Here is a 20318-nt window from a genome sequence, read left to right as displayed (position 1 = left end):
AGTGTCAAGACTTATGCTGCTCTGCATAAGCCTCAGCTGCATGCCATACACGCATGGTATTTTTATAGAGAATTTTATCAATATCTTCTTCACTGTAACCGCGGTCTAAGAAACCCTGGATTAAGTTAGGAAAGGTACTCGCGTCTTTCAATCCTTCCGGTAAGGTGTCGCCTACGCCATCGTAATCCGATCCTATACCTACATGGTCAATGCCCACTAGCTCAACGATATGGTCAAAGTGGTTAAGCACATCTTCATAGGTAGCAAAGGGGTATTCATTTTCTTCACGCATAGCCGCGATAGCGGCTTCTGCTTCTTCAGTGCCTTCTCCGAACTCTTCATTGATTTCATCGGTTAAGCGCTGAATGCGAGCACGGTGCTGGTTAGCCTGTGCGGTGACAAAGGTAGAACCGAATGTAACCTGGACTACACCACCATTCTCGGCTAACGCTTCGATCATTTCATCGCTCATATTACGTTGCCATCCCGGAGTGAAAGCGCGTGCTGAAGAGTGAGTCGCAATCACCGGCACTTCCGTTATTTCCAGAACATCATAAAAAGCAGCGTCGCTGATATGACTGACATCTACCATCATGCCAATGCGATTCATTTCAACCACCAGCTCTTCACCAAAGGGGCTTAAGCCACCCCACTGGGCTCGAATGTCATAAGATGAATCCGAAATATGATTGTCTTCGGAATGGGCCAGGGTTATATAACGCACACCACGTTCAAAGAAATGATGCAGGTTATCCAGGCTGCCTTCTATAGGGGCGCCATTTTCCATGCCCATAGGCAGTGAAATCAGTCCCTGCTGCTGGTGTTCAGATAAATCATCAGCGCGATGTGGAATAGCGTATTTGTCCGGTGCCCGGTATACCATAGACTCAACAAAGTCGATCAGCTGATTAGCCAGGGTGTAAGCACCATTATCTTCATAACTGCTAGGTATATAGATCGCCATAAAAGGTGCATTCAAACCACCCGCTACCGCTCTTTCATAATCATAGTCACCACGTTCAGCGGAACCAGTCATATCTTCCCAGTCGTTCATCAAGCGCCAGGGCACATCGATATGGGTGTCAATAATGAGGCTGTCCTGCGCAATTTGCTTGGCACGTTCACTGGCAAATATTTCAGTGGCATAAGAGGAGGAAGTAAAAACTAAGGTACAGGCTAAAGCTGTAGTAAGGGTGGCTAACCGCATGTTCGCATCCTTTATCATTTTATTTATAAGATAAGATGCAGATTATCAGACTTTATGGAAAGCGGCGAGTGACTACTCAAACACCCGCCGGGATATACGCGGTAATTTTCGGGTTATGCCTTTGATTAACCCCGCTAGCGATACAACCGCTATTATTGCTAACGCTGGCAAACTTAACCATAAAAGCATGAGAAACCAGAGCATGAATTACTGCCCCTTAGCTGCAGCGGTCTGAAGTACGCCTTCCTGCTCTTCAATTTCAATTACCTGTAACTGGTTAATACCTTCGCGTACCGTATTTTTCATAAGCTCAGAAACTTCGGCGGCTTCCCTTACTATCTGAACGTGAAGCTCCTGACGCCAGGCGTTGATATCAATCAGCTCACTCACATCAATAGCAGGAGCTGGGTTAGAGAAAAGTGCGAAAGTAAGTAATAAACTGTTCATGGTATTTTCCTATATAAGTAGTGAGTAAATAAAAGCGCCCGTTGCGCTATTGCTTTACTACATTACAAACCATGTGCCAGTTTTTACTTATTTGTAACCAGTTGAAATTTATGGCTTTTATTTATATTCAATTAAAATTCAAAAAACTTAAATATCGTTAAAAGTTAAAACTTAGTGAAAAAATAAAAGGAATTGGTCAAATTTACCAACTAAATTTCGTAAGCGGGATCACCTATCTTTTCCAGCACCATTTCCGCGGCTTCATGCAAAGGAACCACACTAACCGCACGCGGCCCCTGCTCACTTAAATGACGACGCCACTGCCGCGCACCTGGGCAACTCTGAAACAATCCAAGCATATGGCGAGCCACATGCCAGAACTTACCACCGGTTGCGATATGCTGCTCAATGTACTCCGCCATGGCAGGTAACACATCCTGTGGCTTCTGTAGCAATCCCGGTTGACCGTATATCTGCTCATCGACCTGACTCAATAACCAAGGATTCTGATATACCGCCCGCCCAAGCATGACACCGTCCACATGCTCAAGATGCTGTTCCGCCTGTTGCAAATCCTGAATACCACCATTGATGTGGATATTTAAATGAGGAAAGTCCCGTTTCGCCTGATAAACCCGAGCATGATCTAAAGGAGGAATATCCCGGTTCTGCTTTGGGCTCAGCCCTTTTAACCAGGCTTTACGGGCATGCAAGGTCACATTCTTCACACCAGCTTCAGGGAGCACTTCCAATAATCGGCATAAGAACTCGTAACTATCCTGTTCATCAATACCCAATCTGGTTTTAATGCTAACTGGAATCTCGCCTGCGGCTTCCTGCATAGCGCCCAGACACTCCCTGACTAACTCAGGTTCAGCCATCAAACAGGCACCAAAGCGACCGTTTTGTACACGATCCGACGGGCAACCTACATTCAGATTGATTTCGTCATAACCACGCTCTACCGCCAACCCGGTGCAATAAGCCAGATCAGCCGGGTTACTGCCACCAAGCTGCAGTACCACTGGATGTTCAGCCTGATTATAAGCAAGAAAGTCAGCCTTCCCGTGAATGATAGCCCCAGTGGTTATCATCTCGGTATAGAGCACCGCATGCTGGCTCAGTTGCCGATGAAAAAAGCGGCAATGGCGGTCCGTCCAATCGATCATGGGAGCGACTGAGAAAACTCTGCTTTTATCTATTTTTACCGGATGCACCATAACCTGCCTAAGTACTTGTTTATATAGAGATGAAACGCTTTAAGGTGCGATTATACACTAATCTGCACCGCTCATTCTATGCACTAAAATGCATGCATTTACTATTTAACTCATGCTAAGCTAGCGCTATGACAAAAAAGCAACGCAATCAACAGTTAATCGCCCGAGCTGAAAAACTTTGCCTGCACCGCGGGGTACGCATGACCCCGGCGAGACGCGAAGTTTTCAACCTGCTTAGTGAACATGACGGCGCCATAGGCGCTTATGATTTGCTCGATAAACTGAAAAAAGAAGTCCCCAACGCGAAGCCCCCGACTATATATCGGGCGCTGGATTTTCTGCAGGCACAAGGTTTCGTACATAAAATTTCTTCATCCAATAGCTACGTTCTCTGCTCGCACTTTGAAAAACAACATCCAGTGCAAATGTTGATCTGTCGGTCCTGCGGTAACGTACAAGAGATACACTCTGACGGAGTGCATGAACAATTTGTAAGCCAGGCGCAAGCGCAAGGCTTCCTTGTTGAACAACAAACCGTCGAAGCGCTAGGACTATGCGAGAGCTGCCAAAAAGGCAACCAGTTAAGCCATTAACGGAAACGAAGTATGAATGCTGATTTTATTAACCCCTTTCTGACCTCAGTGCAAAATGTGCTTTCTATGATGGCGCAAATTGAACTAACACCCGGTAAACCTCAGATGAAAGAGGATGACCTCGCCCGCGGTGATGTGTCAGGACTGATAGGTATGGTTGGGCCGCAGACAAAAGGATCGTTTTCGATTACTTTTGACGAATCGTTAGCTCTGGAAATCATGAAAAACATGCTGGGTGAAAAACCATCTGAAATTAACGATGACATCACCGATATGGTTGGCGAAATTACCAACATGGTAACCGGTGGTGCAAAACGCACTCTGGGTGAAAAAGGCTTTGAGTTTGAAATGGCCTCTCCTGTGGTGGTTTCGGGATTTAACCACAGCATCAGCCACCGCTCAGAAGGGCCAAAGTTGATTATGCCCTTCACCCATGCAGCAGGCAAAGCCCACATAGAGATCTGTTTCGATAAGATTTAAACACAAATGGGGTCAGAGCTAAAATTAACCACTTAAAAGTGGTTAATTTTAGCTCTGACCCCATTTTTTTCACCATTTTTAAGCTGTATTAATTCTCGTCACCGTAGTCAAGAACTACACGACGGGCTACATTGCACAGCAGCTCATGACTAATAGTACCCACATGTTCGGCAACTTCTTCTACTGGCAATTGCGGCCCCCACAACACACCGGTAGCGCCAATTTCAATATCACTATCCAGGCCTAAATCAACAGCTAACATATCCATCGACACGCGCCCGACCAAAGGATAACAACGCCCTTCAATCCATACCGGAGTGCCCTCAGGAGCGTTACGTGGATAGCCATCGCCATAACCAATAGCTAGTATGCCGATACGCGTTTTATGACGTGCCGTCCAGGCAGCACCGTAACCGACACTTTCACCCTGATCTATCTCACGAGTGGAAATAATACTCGCCTGCAATGTCATCACAGGCTTTAAACCCAGTTGCTGACCTCTTCTGTCAGCGAACGGCGAAACGCCATATAAAACCAGGCCCGGTCTGACCCAGTTATCCTGTGGAGCAAGGTCAGCGAGAAACGCAGCAGAATTAGAAATAGAGAGGCGTGCCTGCAAGCTATCCTGTAAAGAATTGAAAACCGCAAGTTGCTGCTGATTTTGCTCGACTTCAGGGGTATCTGCGGAAGCAAAATGAGTCATCAGAATAGGATCGCCATCAACATTGTCTGAAGCCTGTAAACGCCGATAAAAAGCTACCGTTTCTTCAGGTTCCACACCTATACGATGCATACCCGTATCAACTTTTAACCAGACTTTTAACGGCGTGTTTAATTCAGCTCGTTCTAATTGTACTAACTGATGTTCGGTGTGAATCACGGTCTGTATCTGGCTGGCTGCCAATACAGCTAACTGAGAAGGCTCAAAGAAACCTTCAAGCAGAACTATAGGTTTAACAATACCTTCCTGGCGTAACGCCAAAGCCTCATCGACTCTTGCCACACCAATAGCATCCGCCTGCTGTAACTCAGCAGCGATACGCGTTAATCCATGTCCATAAGCATTAGCTTTCAAGATAGCCAATAACTGACGATGCCCTGCTTTCTCACGCAATAACCTTAAGTTATGTTGCAAGGCTTTAAGATCAATAGCTGCCCAGGCCGGTCGCATTAATAGTCGTCCTCTTGCTCAGGACGGGCGTAATTATCAAAGCGTGACAGGGCACCGTGGAACTTAAGCTCTATTGAACCTATGGGACCATTACGCTGTTTACCAATAATAATTTCCGACAGTCCCTGTTTATCGCCTTCCGGATTGTAGACTTCGTCACGGTAAATAAACATAATCAAATCCGCATCCTGCTCTATCGACCCTGACTCACGTAAATCCGAGTTCACTGGCCGTTTATCAGCACGCTGCTCAAGCGAGCGGTTCAACTGCGACAACGCCACCACCGGGCACTTAAGTTCTTTCGCCAGCGCCTTCAGTGAACGCGAAATCTCAGCGATTTCCAGAGTCCGGTTCTCGCTCATACCGGGCACTGTCATCAACTGCAGGTAATCCACCATGATCATGCTAATACCGTTATGTTCACGGGCAATACGACGCGAGCGGGAACGCACTTCGGTGGGCGTAAGACCAGAACCGTCATCAATGTACATATTGTTCTTTTCGTTCAGCATGCCCATCACTGAACTGATACGCGCCCAATCCTCATCATCCAGGTTACCGGTCCGTACTTTGGTCTGGTTAACCCGACTCAGTGAAGCCAGCATCCGCATCATGATTTGTTCGGCGGGCATCTCCAGACTGAAAATAACCACTGGTTTGTCTTCGTTCAAAGCAGCGTGTTCAGCTATGTTCATCGCAAAAGTGGTTTTACCCATCGAAGGCCGTGCGGCGATGATGACCAGATCCGAAGGCTGTAACCCGGTAGTCATGCGGTCCAGGTCATGGAAGCCGGTAGACACCCCGGTGACACCGTTGTGATTGGTTTGTTTACTCAAAAATTCAATTCGGTCCAGAGTCTTTTCCAGGATATCGGAAATATCCATAGGGCCTTCACTGGCATTAGCCCGCTTCTCAGCTATTTTAAATACCTTGGACTCAGCCATATCCAGCAGCTCATGACTTTGCCGGCCCTGGGTATCAAAACCCGACTCGGCAATTTCATTGGCCACACTGATCATTTCACGGATAACGGCGCGTTCACGTACAATATCTGCATAAGCCAGAATATTGGCTGAACTGGGGGTATTCTTCTGGATTTCCAACAAGTAGGCAAAACCACCTATTTGCTGCAATTCACCAGTCTGTTCAAGCAACTCTGATAACGTGACTAAGTCGATAGGCTTCTGGTGTTCAACCAGGTGGTGCATACCCTGGAATATCAAACGATGAGAGCGTAGATAAAAGTCATCACCAATCACTCGTTCGGCGACGTTGTCCCAGGCTTCATTATCCAGCATCAGACCACCCAATACCGACTGCTCGGCCTCTATCGAATGGGGGGCACTTTTAATGGCATCTACCTGGGCGTCTTTTCTTTTAACGGGTGCTGGCACGGGCGCTCTCATTTAACGGGTTTAACGAACGGTAGGAAATCATACACAAGCTAGCCTCACGAAGAAAGCTGACTTACCCGAAAAATAAAAGTAAGCACCCGGAAAACAAAAAAGGGTGCCCTAAGGCACCCTTTCTCAAGCTTACATTAACTGCTTACTTGGTGGCTTGAACCACTAGTTTAATTTGTGCAGTTACGTCAGCATGCAATTGCAGTTCGATATCGAACTCGCCAGTTTCGCGAATAGTGCCATGCGGCATCAGAATTTCGCTCTTCTGAACTTCAATACCAGCGACCGTGACAGCATCAGCGATGTCACGAGTACCGATTGAACCGAACAATTTGCCTTCATCACCAGCTTTAGATTCAATAACAACTGGGTCCAGTGCGTTAACCTGCTCTGCACGGGCCTCTGCTGCTTTCAGCTCTTCAGCGATTTTAGCTTCCAGCTCTGCACGGCGATCTTCAAACGCTTGCACGTTATCTTTAGTCGCAGGTACTGCTTTTCCTGATGGGAAAAGGAAGTTACGTGCATAACCTGACTTGACAGTTACCTGGTCGCCCAGGCCACCTAAGTTAGCTACTTTATCAAGTAGAATAATATTCATAATTTGTTACCTCTGCTTCGAAAGTTAATACGAACCGACACTTACTTATGTAAGTCAGTGTAAGGCAACAAACTCAGGTAGCGGGCGCGCTTAATAGCACGAGCCAGCTGACGCTGATACTTCGCTGAAGTGCCAGTGATACGGCTAGGTACAATCTTGCCGCTTTCAGTTACATAGTTTTTCAACGTTGCGATATCTTTGTAATCGATCTCTTTAACGCCTTCTGCCTTAAAGCGGCAGAATTTGCGACGACGGAAAAAACGAGCCATGGTGTTCTCCTGTTAAATCTTTTTCAGTTGTTGAGCGTGCAATACCAGTCGAGGTACCCCGTTACTGGTTTCATGCCGGTTTAAAAAACCCTGCACTTCTATCACACTTCCAACAGTTAATTGGTTTGCCTGGTCCTGTGCCCAATCTCCGCTGGCAACAACCTGAATGCGCAAAAAACACTGTCGTGTCATTCCGGCTTCCTGCTGCTGCGACCTGTGGTCAATGACCAGATGCAGGTGCTTTACCCCAGCGGGGCTTTTACTCATGCGTGGTGGTTTTACCACCTCGCCGACTAATAACAGTTGATTAGTCACAGACAGCTACTGTTTCAGCTTATTCAGCTTCTTCAGTGGCTTCAGTGCGTGCTTCAGTTTCGCCTTCACTTTCATCTTCCGGCTTGCTGTCGCGGCGCTCTTCTCTCGGCTTAGCGAAAGGAGAAGGTTCTTCAACACCTTCATCTTTACGCATAATAAGATTACGCAGAACGGCGTCGTTGTAACGGAAAGCAGTTTCAAGCTCTTCAATTACTTCTGAACCAGCTTCGATGTTCAAAAGAACATAGTGAGCTTTGTGCAGCTTGTTAATTGGGTAAGCCAGTTGACGACGGCCCCAGTCTTCTAAACGGTGAATAGAACCACCGCCTTGCTTGATCGTTTCGCTATAGCGTTCGATCATGCCTGGAACCTGTTCACTCTGATCAGGGTGAACCATAAATACGATTTCATAATGACGCATTGCTGCTCCTTATGGATGTTAAGCCTCGAACAGATCAGCCACACTGTTATAGAAGCAAGGAACTTAAAGTAAATTACAAGGCTGATTTAAGCCGGCAAATTGTACGGTAACCAGCCAGTAAAGGCAACAACAGAGGCTTAATTAGCCTCCTGCAACTGACTGTTGATGAGGGAGAATAACTTTCCGGGCAGGTTTAGCGCCACTTCAGAGGGGGCATTGACCGCCACCGCCTGCTCGTCGATTTCAGCGCGGATGCTCACAAGACCCGATTCTTCGCTCAAATAAATCACTACCTGTTGGCGTTCAGTGCTGCTTGGTAACAGGATTTCGCTTTCAGTTAAACGGTACTCATGATGAGTGCGCATACGATAACTCAAATCCTCCGCCAGCGTTTGTAAGCGACGGTTATCGGCATCATAGTGCATAGCTACGGCAACCTCTGGTTTTTGCTGTTGCACGCCGGAGTCGCCAGGCAACCAGGCCAATGACAAGAGTAGGATCAAACCCAAAGCTACCGCTAAGGGCGTTATCATATTGCGTTTTATCATTATCAGCCTGCCCGCTGACGCACAACTTCAAACAAACACACGCCGGCGGCTACCGACACATTCAGGCTACTGACACTGCCCGCCAGCGGAATAGAGATCAGTTGATCGCAATGTTCGCGAGTCAAACGCCGCATACCACTGCCCTCAGCGCCCATAACTATGGCAACCGGGCCTTTGAAGTCGGCCTGGTACAGGGTTTCTGTAGCTTCGCCTGCGGTACCTATCACCCATACACCTAACGCCTGAATTTCACGCAGGGTACGGGCCAGATTGGTTACCACCACAAAAGGCATAGTCTCGGCCGCACCTGAGGCCACTTTACTGACCGTGCTGGTAATTTTCGCTGACTTGTCTTTAGGAACGATAACCGCGGTGATACCTGCCGCATCGGCAGTACGTAAACAGGCGCCCAGATTATGCGGGTCGGTGACATTATCCAGAATCAGAAAACAAGCTTGCTGACCAGCTTTTTCAAACAACGCCGGCAAGTCCCCTTCATTATAATGTTTAGCTGGAGTTACTACTGCAACCACGCCCTGATGGTTTTCATCATTTACTTTTTGATCCAGAGTTTTACGCTGACATTCCTGCGCCCGCACGCCAGCATTACGCGCCAGCTTGAGGATGCTGTCTAAGGCTTTATCGCCGCGGCCCTGCAGTACAAAGAGTTCTATCAGGCGCTCTGGGTTGTTCTTAATAATAGAATTAACAGCATGAATACCATGCACTACTTCTTTTTTGCTCATGCTTTACCGCTCTTTTTCTGTTTCGCTTTTGGAGCCCGGCCGCCTTTGCCAGAGCGACTTTTTCCCGGAGCGCCTTTTTTACCCGGTTTTTTCTTTTTGTCCGACTTTTTAGCTTTCTCTGCCGAGACTTTAGCTTCCCGGCGAGTTTCCAGACTGCCTGCAGTTTCAATATTGAGCAGGCCAAAGTCGATTTTACGCTCATCCAGATTCACGCTGTTCACTTTCACCTGAACATTGTCACCAATACGGAATATCCGACGTGAATGCTCACCTATCAGGAAGTGGCGTTCCGCATCAAAGTGATAGTACTCGCTGGAAAGATTCGAGATATGTACCAGACCGTCAATCATCAGGTCACGCAGGCGCACAAAGAAACCAAAATTAGTCACCGTTGAAATCACGCCTTCAAACTCAGCACCCACATGATCCTGCATGAACTCACACTTGAGCCATTCATCAACCTGCCGGGTCGCTTCATCAGCGCGACGTTCTGTGCTTGAGCAATGAGCACCCAATTCAGCCATCTGCTTTTCACCATAGTGAAAACCGCCATCCAGGCCTGCCAGTTTCTTATTCGTACTGCGCAGCTGATATTTTATTTCACGATGCAGCAGTAGATCCGGATAACGGCGAATCGGTGAAGTAAAATGCGCGTATTCATCCAGCGCTAAACCAAAGTGACCTTCGTTGTCTGGCGTATAGACAGCCTGTTTCAATGAACGCAGCAACAAGGTCTGAATCAACTCGCTGTCGGGGCGGTCCGCTACTTTCTGCAGTAAATTAGTGAAATCTTTCGGCTGCGGCTCTTCGCCTCCGCCCAGAGAAAGCCCTAGCTCTCCAAGAAAAGCGCGGAACCCATCCAGTCGATCGTCATCCGGGGTCTCATGCACACGAAAAAGTGCATTACCTTCCTGCTTCTCGACAAAGCGCGCCGCTGCTACGTTGGCCATGATCATGCATTCTTCAATCATCATGTGCGCGACATTGCGTTTAACGGGCACAATCTCTTCAATCTTGCGCTGCGCATTAAAGATAAAGCGCGTTTCCAGGGTTTCAAACTCAATAGCACCCCGTTCTGAGCGCGACTTTTTCAGCACATCGTATAAAAGTTTCAGGTTTTCAATATGCGGCAATTGTTCAGCATACTGCTCACGTAACTTAGGATCCCCTTCCAGCATGCGATAAACCTTGGTGTAGGTTAAGCGTGCTTTGGAATTCATCACCGCCGGATAAAACTGCGAGTTTTTCAGCTTACCTTTAGCGTCAATAGACATTTCCGCGACCATGCACAGACGATCTACATTAGGGTTCAGCGAGCACAGTCCATTCGACAAGGCTTCCGGCAGCATAGGAACGACGTTATCCGGAAAATAAACCGAGGTACCGCGGGTATTGGCTTCTTTATCCAATAAAGTGCCCGGACGTACGTAATGGGTCACATCAGCGATGGCTACCCATAGACGAAAACCTTTTCCGTCCGGTTCCGCGTATACGGCATCATCAAAGTCGCGAGCGTCTTCACCATCAATAGTAACAAGCGGCATATCGGTCAGATCAACCCGCCCTTTTTTATCTTCAGCAGTAACCTCAGGAGCTATCTGCTCAATTTCAGCGTTAACCTCTTCGCTCCACTCATAAGGAATACCGTGTTCGCGAATGGCCACCTGAATTTCCATGCCCGGCGCCATATGTTCGCCGAGGATTTCAACTACAGTACCCACCGGGCTGCTGCGACGGCTGGGCCTTGCAGTTACCTTGGCAACGACCATCTGGCCATGCCGTGCGCCATTTACATTTTCTGGCGGGATAATCAAATCCTGGGTAATGCGGGTATCGTCCGGTACCACTACCGACATGCCTTGTTCGACAAAGAAGCGCCCGACAATTTCCTGCTGACCAGCTTCGACAACACGCACAATACGCGCTTCAGCACGGCCCCGGCTATCAGTACCGCTTTCTTTAACCAGTACCTTGTCACCGTGCAGAGTCAGTTGCATCTGGTGGTGGGGCAAGAATAGATCTTTGCCGCCTTCTTCCAGGCGCACAAATCCAAAACCGTCGCGATGGCCTACCACCCAGCCTTTTTTCAAATCCATGCGCTCAGGTAATCCATAGGCGTTGGCTTTAGTGAATACTAACTGCCCGTCACGCTCCATAGCGCGTAGCCGACGCTTAGCACCAATCTGCTGGCGCTCGTCGTGTAATTTAAACTGTTCCACAATGTCTTCAAAAGGCAAAGGCTTAACCTGGTTGGCTACCGCCTCTAAGAATTCATCGCGTGAGGGTATGACTACCTCGTATTGAGGTTGTTCTGACCTTGGGTCATCTGACATAACTTATTTTGTTCCTGAATATCAATAAAATGGCTGTTGTACGGCCTTCATTTTTCTCATTTAACACCAGTATAACAGTGGTCACAGTGAACTGCGAGAAACCCCATCGCGTGAGCGCTGCACTGCATTGATTTACATGCTATGTTGAACCTGAATCGTTTTTTTAACTGGAGAATAATAATGAAAAAAACACTACTTGCCCTCAGTATAATGGCACTACTGAGCGCCTGCCAGGACGCTCCACAGGAAACCACCTCAGCCGAACGTACTCAAGCTGAAACGGCTACTCAACAAGGTGTCAGTGAGCAACAGCAGCAGGAACAAACCGAACGCCTGAATGCCTGGTTTGATGAAAAGTACGAAGAACAACTCCAGATGAGTCCCATTCAACTCACCCGACAGGGCCGTAAAGAACAGTATGGTTTAATTGATGACGTCACTGTGGAAGCTGAAGAACGCCGGCTGGAGTGGATGGAAGCAACGGTTCAGGAGCTGGAAAGCAACTTTAACTACGACGAGTTATCAGATGACGGGCAAATTTCATATGATATATGGATGTATCAGTACTCACTGATGAAAGAAGGTGCTGAATTCCGCAATGCTGGTTATATCTTTGATCAAATGCGCGGTGCCCACACTTCACTGCCTCAGGTACTACTGGCTTTTCACGGCGTAGATGATGAAAGCGACATGGTCGCCTACAACAGTCGTATTTCAGGCATTGGTGCGGCTATTGATGACTTAATCGCTCGCGCCGAATTGCAGGCGGAAGCCGGCATTCGCCCACCTAAATTTGCTTATGAATATGTAACCCGTCAGACACGTGCACTAATTAGCGGGGCACCTTTTGAGGACGTCGAAAACGATTCTCCGGTTTGGGCCGATGCCCAGGAAAAAATTAACAACCTGGTAGAAGAAGGTGTTATCGATGAAGAGCGTGCAGAAAATCTGCGAGAAGAAGCTCGTTCTGCGTTGACGGATGACTTCGGGCCAGCCTACAGCAATCTGATTGCGCTGATGCAGCGAGATACGGAGGTTGCTGAAGAGAATACCGTCGGTATCAGTCGCCATGAGGGCGGTGCTGAATATTATGAATACATGCTCAAAGTATCAACTACTACTGACTTAAGCGCTGACGAAATTCACCAGATAGGACTAGACGAAGTAGAACGCCTGACCAATGAAATGATCGCCATTAAAGAGCAGGTCGAATTCGACGGCGACCTGGACGAGTTCTTCGAATTTATCCGCACCGATGAACGCTTCTTTTACCCGAATACCGACGAAGGTCGTGAAGCTTATCTGGAAGATTCACGCCAGTATCTGGCTGGTATTGAAGAGCGGTTGCCAGAGTTCTTTGGCATACTGCCTAAAGCGGACCTTGTCGTTCGCCGGGTAGAACCTTACCGCGAGCAGGATGGTGCGCCTCAGCATTATTACCCAGGTTCGCCAGACGGTGAACGCCCAGGTATTTATTACGCGCATTTGTCTGATATGAGTTCCATGGCAAAGAACGAAATGGAAGCTATTGCTTATCATGAAGGTAATCCAGGTCACCATATGCAGATCTCCATTGCTCAGGAACTGGAGTCCGTACCTCAGTTTCGCACCCAGGCGCGCTTTACTGTCTACTCAGAAGGCTGGGCGCTGTATTCAGAACTACTAGCTAAAGAAATGGGTGGTTACGAAGACCCTTATTCAGACTTTGGTCGACTAGTGACTGAAATGTGGCGTGCAGTGCGCTTAGTTGTAGATACGGGCATGCATGCCAAAGGCTGGACTCAGCAGGACGCTGTTGACTACTTCTCAGAAAAAACACCGATACCCGCCGGTGCTATTAACTCAGAAGTGCAGCGTTACCTGGTCATTCCGGGACAGGCTACTTCCTATAAAATCGGTATGCTGAAGATTCAGGAGCTGCGTGAGTATGCAGAAACTGAACTGGGCGATTCCTTTGATATCCGAGGTTTTCACGACACTATTCTGGACGGTGGTGCTATGCCATTGCCAGTACTTGAACGTAAGGTAAAACAATGGGTTGCCGACCAGCAGGCGTAATCCTGACCTTGACTGTGCTCCTGGCCGCGTGCCAGGAGCCAGCGCAACCGTCAGCACAAGAAGCAGCAGAACATAATTCGGAACTTAGCGCGTGGCTGGACGCCCGGTACGCTGAAGAAATCACCTTCAGCCCATCTCAGCTTACCCGTCAGGGTAGCCGTCTGCGCTATGATGAAATTGACAGTGTATCGAATGAATCCGCTCAGCAACGCCTGCAATGGAAAGCATCCAGTGTACAGGCGCTTACAGAGCAGTTCGATTATGCAAAGCTGAGCGCGGAAGAACAGTTGTCTTACGATCTCTGGGTCTTGCAGTACCAACAGCAACAAGAGGCCGCTGAGTTCCGCCAGATGCATTATGTGTTTGAACAAATGATAGGACCTCAGTCACGCCTGCCACAATTACTAATTGGCTCCCATGAGGTGCAGAATCATCGCGATATGGGCGCATACAATAAACGCATCCGCGCTATAGCCAGCACCATCGAAGAACTGATCGGGCAAGCCAAAGAACAGGCAGGTTCTGGCATACGCCCACCCGCTTTTGCTTACCGTGAAGTCCGCCGCCAGGCCCTTGCTGTGATTAGCGGCGCCCCTTTTGGCTCGGGCGAAGACTCACCGTTATGGGCCGATGCCCAGCATAAAATAGCGCAGTTAGAAGCCGACGAGCTTATTACTTCCACCGCAGCTGTTCTGCTACGTCAGGATACCGAAGCAGCTTTACAGGAAGCTCTCCTGCCCGCCTATCAGGCTTTAATCGACTGGCTGGATGAGGATATTGAGAACACGGAAGAAAATCCGGTTGGCATTAGCCGACATGCAGGCGGTGAAGACTTTTATAAACATCTGTTAGCTTTTTACACCACCACAGATATGACTGCAGCTGAAATTCACCAGCTGGGTTTGGATGAAGTCGACCGCTTAACAGACAAAATGCTCGAGATTAAGTCACGGGTCGACTTTGACGGCGATCTGCAGGACTTTTTCAGTTATATACGCAACGACGAGCGCTTCTTTTACCCAAACACCAATGAAGGACGCGAAGCCTATCTGCAACAGGCAAGAGATTACCTGGGCACCATGCAGGAACGATTGCCTGACTACTTTAAGAACCTGCCCGACATTCCACTGGAAGTGCGCCGGGTAGAGGCTTATCGTGAACAGGACGGCGCACCCCAGCACTATATGTCGGGCGCGGCAGACGGGTCACGGCCGGGGGTGTTTTATGCCCACCTCTCCGATATGCAATCCATGCCCAAAAACGAACTCGAAGCCATTGCCTACCATGAAGGCGTGCCCGGTCATCATTTGCAGATATCCATAGCGCAGCAGTTGCAGAACACACCGGATTTCCGAACTCAGGCACGTTTCACCGTATATTCTGAAGGCTGGGCGTTGTACGCCGAATGGCTGGCTCGGGAAATGGGGGCCTATGAAGACCCTTATTCCGAGTTTGGTCAGGTAGTCACCGAGCTGTGGCGGGCGGTAAGGCTGGTCGTAGACACTGGGCTGCACGCTAAAGAATGGACGAAAGAGGATGCCATCGACTACTTCATGCAAAAAACGCCCATTGCAGAGGGTGCTGTACGCACTGAAGTGCATCGCTACATGACCATTCCAGGCCAGGCGACATCCTTTAAAATAGGCATGCAGCGAATCCAGGATTTACGTAACGAAGCCGAACAAGCCTTAGGCGACCGCTTTGATATCCGTGAATTCCATGACGCTGTGCTGGGCGGAGGCGCTTTGCCCCTGCCCCTGCTCGAACGCCGGGTTTCAGACTGGATAGAGGCGCACTGACTTAGCTGCGCCGCCAGCCGTGAAACTTCTCAACCCAGGCCAGTACTTTTTGCGGCGCGTGCTGGCGCGCCCAATCGCCTGCGGCAAATTTATTGGCTTCGTTCATAGTCGGGTAAATATGAATGGTGCCTAATATTTTTTTCAGCCCCAGGTTATGTTTCATCGCCAGCACAAACTCTGCAATCAGCTCCGAAGTGCCAGGACCGGCCATAGTCACCCCTAAGATCTTATCTTTACCAGGCACTGTCAGCACCTTAATAAAACCATAAGCTTTGTTATCAGCAATGGCTCTGTCCAAATCATCTAATTCATAACGGGTGACTTCATAGTCTACGCCCTGCTCTTTGGCTAAACGTTCATTCAGCCCGACAGTGGCCACTTCAGGATCAGTGAAGGTTGCCCAGGGGATTACCCGATAATCGGCTTTAAAACGCTTAAAAGGTGAGAATAAGGCATTCACACTGGCATACCAGGCCTGATGCGAAGCCGTATGGGTGAACTGATAAGGCCCGGTGACATCACCCGCTGCATAAATCGTCGGTATGCTGGTTTGCATAAACTCGTCGCTATCGACAACCGATGAGGTTTTAACGCCCAGTTCCTGCAATCCAAACCCCTCCAGGTTAGCTTTACGCCCGGTTGCGACCAGCACCCTATCAAAAGCAATCACTTCAGTTTCTGTGACTTCGCCACTGGCATTCAGATGTTCGACTGTAACCTCAGCCCCCTGCTCTGTCTGACTGAATTTAGCCGCACGCTGACTCAGGCGCACATCTATGTCTTCAGCCTTGAAGCGTTCTAACACCAGAGCACTGATGTCGTCATCTTCACGCGCCAGCAAACGATCGCCCATTTCCAGTTGAGTCACCGCAGACCCCAGACCAGAAAACGCCTGCGCCAGTTCGCAACCAATAGGGCCACCACCCAGCACCAACAGACGCGGCGGAAGTTCGGTCAACTGCCATACGGTATCGCTGGTCACATAGTCCAGCTCCCGCAGGCCTTCAATATCAGGCACCGCAGGTTTGCCGCCGGTGGCTACAATAATATTGCGCGTGGTCAGGCGTTTTTCTTCTTCACCGGTATTAATGACCACTTCCCACGGCGACTTAATAGTCGCCTTTCCGAGCACCACATCCACGCCCAGTGCACTGTAGCGTTCCACTGAATCATGGGGTTCAATGCGTTTTATCACCTGCTGAACATGGGTCATTAACTCACCGAAATTCACTTTTGTTTCAGCTGCCGGCAATCCCATACCCGCCTGTCGACGGGCTTTCGCCTGGCGAGCCACATTAATCAATGTTTTAGAAGGCACACAGCCGGTGTTCAAACAATCGCCACCCAGTTTATGACCTTCCACTAAAGTGACTTTCGCTTTTACCGCGGCTCCTATATAAGCCGACACTAGTCCCGCCGAACCACCGCCAATCACAATCAGGTTACGGTCAAAAGAACGTGGTTTTTTCCACTTGGCTAACTCACGGCGGCGCTTAATAATACTTAATAAAGCCTTAGCAATGAGCGGGAAAGTACCCAGCAGCGTAAACGACAAAAGCAAACGCCCGGAGAAAATATCTGCCGTGCTTTCAATAGCCGCCAACTGCGTACCCGCATTCACATAAACCGCAGTTCCCGCCAGCATGCCCACCTGACTGACCCAGTAGAAGGTCCAGGTTTTTATGCGCGTCAGGCCCATCACCAGGTTAATCAAAAAGAACGGAAACACCGGTACCAGCCGCAGGCTTAACAGGTAAAAAGCGCCGTCTTCCGAAAACCGTTTATCCACCGTATGCAGGCGACGGCTGAATTTGTTCTGTACCCAGTCGCGCAAAAGAAAACGTGAAATTAAAAAGGCCAGCGTTGCGCCCATTGCCGAAGCAAAAGACACCAGCAATAAACCCCAGCCAAAACCAAAAATCGCGCCCATCGCCAGCGTCATAATGGCGGCCCCAGGCAGCGAAAATGCGGTCACCAGCACATAAATCACAAAAGCAACGACTAAGGACTGCAACAGATACTGGTCACGTAAACGGGTCAATTCAGACTGATGACGCTGTAATTCGTCCAGTGCCAGGTAGTGCTGCAGATCAAAAGCAAAAAATCCGCCAATTAATATCGCTACCACCAGTAACAACAGGACTCGGGTTATGCGCATCGGGTTTCCTTAATCAGGTTTAGAGGGTCTGGTTGAAGCACTACGTGCAGAACCACGAAAAGGTTGCCATAAAATATAATGAATTCGATTATCCTCAGGTTCACGGAACTGATTAATACCTAAGGTCATGCTGTCATGGCCATCTTCGGGCTGATCCCGGTAGGTCGCAAATAAACGATCCCACCAGGGTAGATTAAAACCATAATTACTGTTGGTTTCATGTTTATGCCAGGAATGATGCACCCGGTGCATGTCCGGCGTGACAATGAAATAGCGCAGCACCCGGTCTGTTTTAGCACCCAAACGAATATTGCTGTGGTTAAACATGGCGACGCCATTTAAGACCACCTCAAACAGCACCACCGCCACTACGGGTGCTCCGATAAGCACTATCACCGCCATTTTTATCAGCAGCGACAACACCATTTCTATAGGATGGAAACGCAGTGCAGTTGTCACATCCACATCGATATCCGTATGGTGCATGCGATGCACACGCCACAACCAGGGAATACGGTGAAACACCAGGTGTTGGGCCCATATCGCAAAATCCAGAATGACAAAGGCGAGCAGGATAGCCAACCAGCCAGGCACTGTTAACCAGTTCAACAGCCCATGCCCGTATTGTTGCGCCCACAGCGCAACGCCTACCGCCGCTGTCGGAAACAGCAGGCGCAGAATAATAGTATCAATACTGATAACCAGGCCGTTGCTCAGCCAGCGTGAACTTAACTTGCGGCTTAGCGCCCTTTTTGGTCTGGCTTGTTCCAGACCAATAAAAAGCGCCAGCAGCCCGATAAAAAAGCTCAGCCTGAACCATAATTCGTAATCCAGCAGCCACTGCATAATTATTTCGTTTCCCAAAATGAACTATGATGGTACATCTATACGTAAAGACTGACTATAAAAGAACAATAACCGAGGTTTATTATGCGTAACATATTCTACTATCTGGCGTCTGCGGCGGGTTTGCTGGCACTGATCATGCTACTGGTTGCAGGCCCTCTGTACCGTATTGATATTATTCACTTCAGCACCTCTTTTGCTATTATGCGCTGGGCCGCCTATCTGGGCATCGCAGCCATGGTGCTGGTCATCATTGCCTTCTTTGTAGCCCGTCCAGGCACTACCGGGCGCAGAGCAACGCTGGCGATTTCCTTCATTGCTGCCTTTATTGCTTTTTATCTGCCGTATAGTCAGTTGCAAACCGCGCGTTCGGTACCCCCTATTCATGATATTTCAACCGACACCAGCAACCCGCCTGAATTTGTTGAGATTGCGCCCTTACGCGCAGATGCTCCGAATCCGGTTGAATATGCCGGCGAAGAAACCGCTGAACAACAACGCGAGCACTACCCTGAAGTTCAGACACTGCGTTTTAACCAACCACCCCAGCAGGTATTTGAAGCCGCTCTGGAAGTAGTTAACCGCTCGGGCTGGGAACTGGTCGATGCCAATGCGAATGAAGGCCGTATCGAAGCCACCGCCACCACCTTCTGGTTTGGTTTTAAAGATGACGTGGTCATTCGTGTAGTTGCAGATGGTGAACAAAGCCTGCTGGATATACGCAGCAAATCGCGTATCGGCCGCAGTGATGTGGGCGCCAACGCAGCCCGTATCCGCGCTTTCAGCAAACAGCTGGAAACTACACTAGCCGACTAAACGGGTAAAAATACCTGCCAGGTTGTACAAAGTCCTGCGCGGTTTCTATATTTAGTTTATTCATATTTTTTGTGGAGGAACTATGTTTGAACCCGTAGGCTTTGGCACTTTTCGTATTCAGGGCAAACAACTGACTGACCTGGTATTACAAGCACTGGACATCGGTTATCGGCACATCGACACCGCCACCATGTACGGCAACGAAGACGCCGTTGGCAAGGCCCTGAATCAGTCCAAAGTGGCGAAAGACAAAGTCTTTGTCACCACCAAAGTATGGTATGAAGATCTTGAGCATTACGCGCTGCTGGACAGCCTGCGCCGCAGCGCTGATCAACTGCAAAAAGAACAGTTGGATCTGGCATTGATCCACTGGCCTTCCCCCAATAACGAAGTGCCCTTAAAAGAAACCCTGGATGCTTTAATGAAAGCGCGCCAGGACGGTCTGATCCGTAACTTTGGCGTGTCTAACTTCACCCTGGATTTATTACGCCAGGCTACCGGCCATGTAGGTGCAGAAAACATCCTGACCAACCAGATCGAAATGCACCCTTTTATGCAGAATCGCGCCGTTGCCAACCGCTGTGATGAGCTGGGCATTCGCGTCACCGCTTATATGCCGCTCGCTGTGGGTAAAGTCATGCAGGAGCCCACGTTGCAACAAATAGCCGAAGAGCATGACACCTCACCAGCGGCTATTACGCTGGCCTGGCTGTTACAGAACAAACGCGCGGTGATTCCTTCAACCATTAAACCAGAACACCTGCGCAGTAATTTTGATGCCCAGCATTTGCACCTGACTCAGAATCAGATGCACCAGATAAATTCACTCGACAGAGGCGAGCGTATTATTGACCCGGACTTCGCACCCGTGTGGGATGATTAACGGCGCT

The 20318-nt window shown here is 48.9% G+C and carries 20 protein-coding genes; 6 read left to right on the top strand and 14 right to left on the bottom strand.

What is annotated here, in order from left to right; all coding sequences use genetic code 11:
- Nucleotides 1–4: 4 nt before the first annotated feature.
- The 3 genes from CWE09_RS13950 to dusA all read right to left on the bottom strand — a co-directional run bounded on the left by CWE09_RS13950 (nt 5) and on the right by dusA (nt 2874).
- On the bottom strand, nt 5–1207 hold the full coding sequence (locus CWE09_RS13950) for a dipeptidase (protein ID WP_126804680.1): 1203 nt from the start codon (nt 1205–1207) through the stop codon (nt 5–7).
- A gap of 207 nt (nt 1208–1414) precedes the next feature.
- Entirely contained in the window at nt 1415–1654 is a 240-nt protein-coding gene (locus CWE09_RS13945) for a hypothetical protein (RefSeq protein WP_126804679.1), read from the bottom strand.
- A 209-nt stretch (nt 1655–1863) separates the two neighbouring features.
- Nucleotides 1864–2874, bottom strand: coding sequence for a tRNA dihydrouridine(20/20a) synthase DusA (gene dusA, locus CWE09_RS13940; RefSeq protein WP_126804678.1), 1011 nt, complete (start codon nt 2872–2874; stop codon nt 1864–1866).
- Between the two features lie 128 nt (nt 2875–3002).
- Between dusA and zur the strand changes: the two genes are divergently transcribed.
- Together zur and CWE09_RS13930 are read left to right on the top strand one after the other, a co-directional pair.
- On the top strand, nt 3003–3467 hold the full coding sequence (zur, locus tag CWE09_RS13935) for a zinc uptake transcriptional repressor Zur (RefSeq protein WP_126804677.1): 465 nt from the start codon (nt 3003–3005) through the stop codon (nt 3465–3467).
- 12 nt (nt 3468–3479) lie between these two features.
- The gene (locus tag CWE09_RS13930; RefSeq protein WP_126804676.1) at nt 3480–3947 is read left to right on the top strand and encodes a chemotaxis protein CheX; all 468 of its coding nucleotides are present in this window, start codon (nt 3480–3482) and stop codon (nt 3945–3947) included.
- An 88-nt stretch (nt 3948–4035) separates the two neighbouring features.
- Here the strand turns inward: CWE09_RS13930 and alr are convergent, their stop codons facing one another.
- The 9 genes from alr to rnr all read right to left on the bottom strand — a co-directional run bounded on the left by alr (nt 4036) and on the right by rnr (nt 11751).
- Entirely contained in the window at nt 4036–5118 is a 1083-nt protein-coding gene (alr, locus tag CWE09_RS13925; RefSeq protein ID WP_126804675.1) for an alanine racemase, read from the bottom strand.
- Nucleotides 5118–6512 (bottom strand): replicative DNA helicase, encoded by a 1395-nt coding sequence (gene dnaB, locus CWE09_RS13920; protein ID WP_241974386.1) that lies wholly within the window; start codon nt 6510–6512, stop codon nt 5118–5120. Before dnaB ends, alr begins: the two co-directional genes overlap by 1 nt.
- Nucleotides 6513–6666: 154 nt before the next feature.
- Complete coding sequence (rplI, locus tag CWE09_RS13915) at nt 6667–7119, bottom strand: 50S ribosomal protein L9 (protein WP_126804673.1); 453 nt, start codon at nt 7117–7119, stop codon at nt 6667–6669.
- Nucleotides 7120–7160: 41 nt separating this feature from the next.
- Complete coding sequence (rpsR, locus tag CWE09_RS13910) at nt 7161–7388, bottom strand: 30S ribosomal protein S18 (RefSeq protein ID WP_111569997.1); 228 nt, start codon at nt 7386–7388, stop codon at nt 7161–7163.
- 12 nt (nt 7389–7400) lie between these two features.
- The gene (priB, locus tag CWE09_RS13905; protein ID WP_126804672.1) at nt 7401–7703 is read right to left on the bottom strand and encodes a primosomal replication protein N; all 303 of its coding nucleotides are present in this window, start codon (nt 7701–7703) and stop codon (nt 7401–7403) included.
- 19 nt (nt 7704–7722) lie between these two features.
- Nucleotides 7723–8124 (bottom strand): 30S ribosomal protein S6, encoded by a 402-nt coding sequence (rpsF, locus tag CWE09_RS13900; RefSeq protein ID WP_126804671.1) that lies wholly within the window; start codon nt 8122–8124, stop codon nt 7723–7725.
- 137 nt (nt 8125–8261) lie between these two features.
- Nucleotides 8262–8672 carry a hypothetical protein gene (locus CWE09_RS13895; protein WP_126804670.1) on the bottom strand — a complete coding sequence of 137 codons (411 nt, stop codon included), beginning with the start codon at nt 8670–8672 and terminating at the stop codon, nt 8262–8264.
- Nucleotides 8673–8674: 2 nt separating this feature from the next.
- Nucleotides 8675–9418: a 23S rRNA (guanosine(2251)-2'-O)-methyltransferase RlmB gene (rlmB, locus tag CWE09_RS13890; protein WP_126804669.1), complete on the bottom strand. Its 744-nt coding sequence runs from the start codon at nt 9416–9418 to the stop codon at nt 8675–8677.
- A complete protein-coding gene (gene rnr, locus CWE09_RS13885) occupies nt 9415–11751 on the bottom strand; it encodes a ribonuclease R (RefSeq protein ID WP_126804668.1) in 2337 nt (778 codons plus the stop codon). Before rnr ends, rlmB begins: the two co-directional genes overlap by 4 nt.
- 180 nt (nt 11752–11931) lie before the next feature.
- On the opposite strand from rnr, the gene CWE09_RS13880 reads away from it, so the two are divergent.
- Nucleotides 11932–13809: a DUF885 domain-containing protein gene (locus CWE09_RS13880; RefSeq protein WP_126804667.1), complete on the top strand. Its 1878-nt coding sequence runs from the start codon at nt 11932–11934 to the stop codon at nt 13807–13809.
- Nucleotides 13785–15608 carry a DUF885 domain-containing protein gene (locus CWE09_RS13875; protein ID WP_126804666.1) on the top strand — a complete coding sequence of 608 codons (1824 nt, stop codon included), beginning with the start codon at nt 13785–13787 and terminating at the stop codon, nt 15606–15608. The genes CWE09_RS13880 and CWE09_RS13875 overlap by 25 nt, the downstream gene beginning before the upstream one ends.
- A 1-nt stretch (nt 15609) precedes the next feature.
- Here CWE09_RS13875 and CWE09_RS13870 read toward each other — a convergent pair whose 3' ends face one another.
- A complete protein-coding gene (locus tag CWE09_RS13870; protein WP_126804665.1) occupies nt 15610–17766 on the bottom strand; it encodes an FAD-dependent oxidoreductase in 2157 nt (718 codons plus the stop codon).
- A 9-nt stretch (nt 17767–17775) separates the two neighbouring features.
- Entirely contained in the window at nt 17776–18612 is an 837-nt protein-coding gene (locus CWE09_RS13865) for a sterol desaturase family protein (protein ID WP_126804664.1), read from the bottom strand.
- 84 nt (nt 18613–18696) lie between these two features.
- Here CWE09_RS13865 and CWE09_RS13860 point away from each other — a divergent pair, with 84 nt between their 5' ends.
- Nucleotides 18697–19428, top strand: coding sequence for a DUF1499 domain-containing protein (locus CWE09_RS13860; protein ID WP_126804663.1), 732 nt, complete (start codon nt 18697–18699; stop codon nt 19426–19428).
- An 82-nt stretch (nt 19429–19510) separates the two neighbouring features.
- Complete coding sequence (dkgB, locus tag CWE09_RS13855; RefSeq protein WP_126804662.1) at nt 19511–20311, top strand: 2,5-didehydrogluconate reductase DkgB; 801 nt, start codon at nt 19511–19513, stop codon at nt 20309–20311.
- Nucleotides 20312–20318: the final 7 nt, after the last annotated feature.

The sequence above is a fragment of the Aliidiomarina minuta genome (assembly GCF_003987145.1).
Lineage (GTDB): Bacteria > Pseudomonadota > Gammaproteobacteria > Enterobacterales > Alteromonadaceae > Aliidiomarina > Aliidiomarina minuta.
Note: the sequence above shows the minus strand (reverse complement) of the source record. Positions and strands in the feature narration are given on the sequence as shown.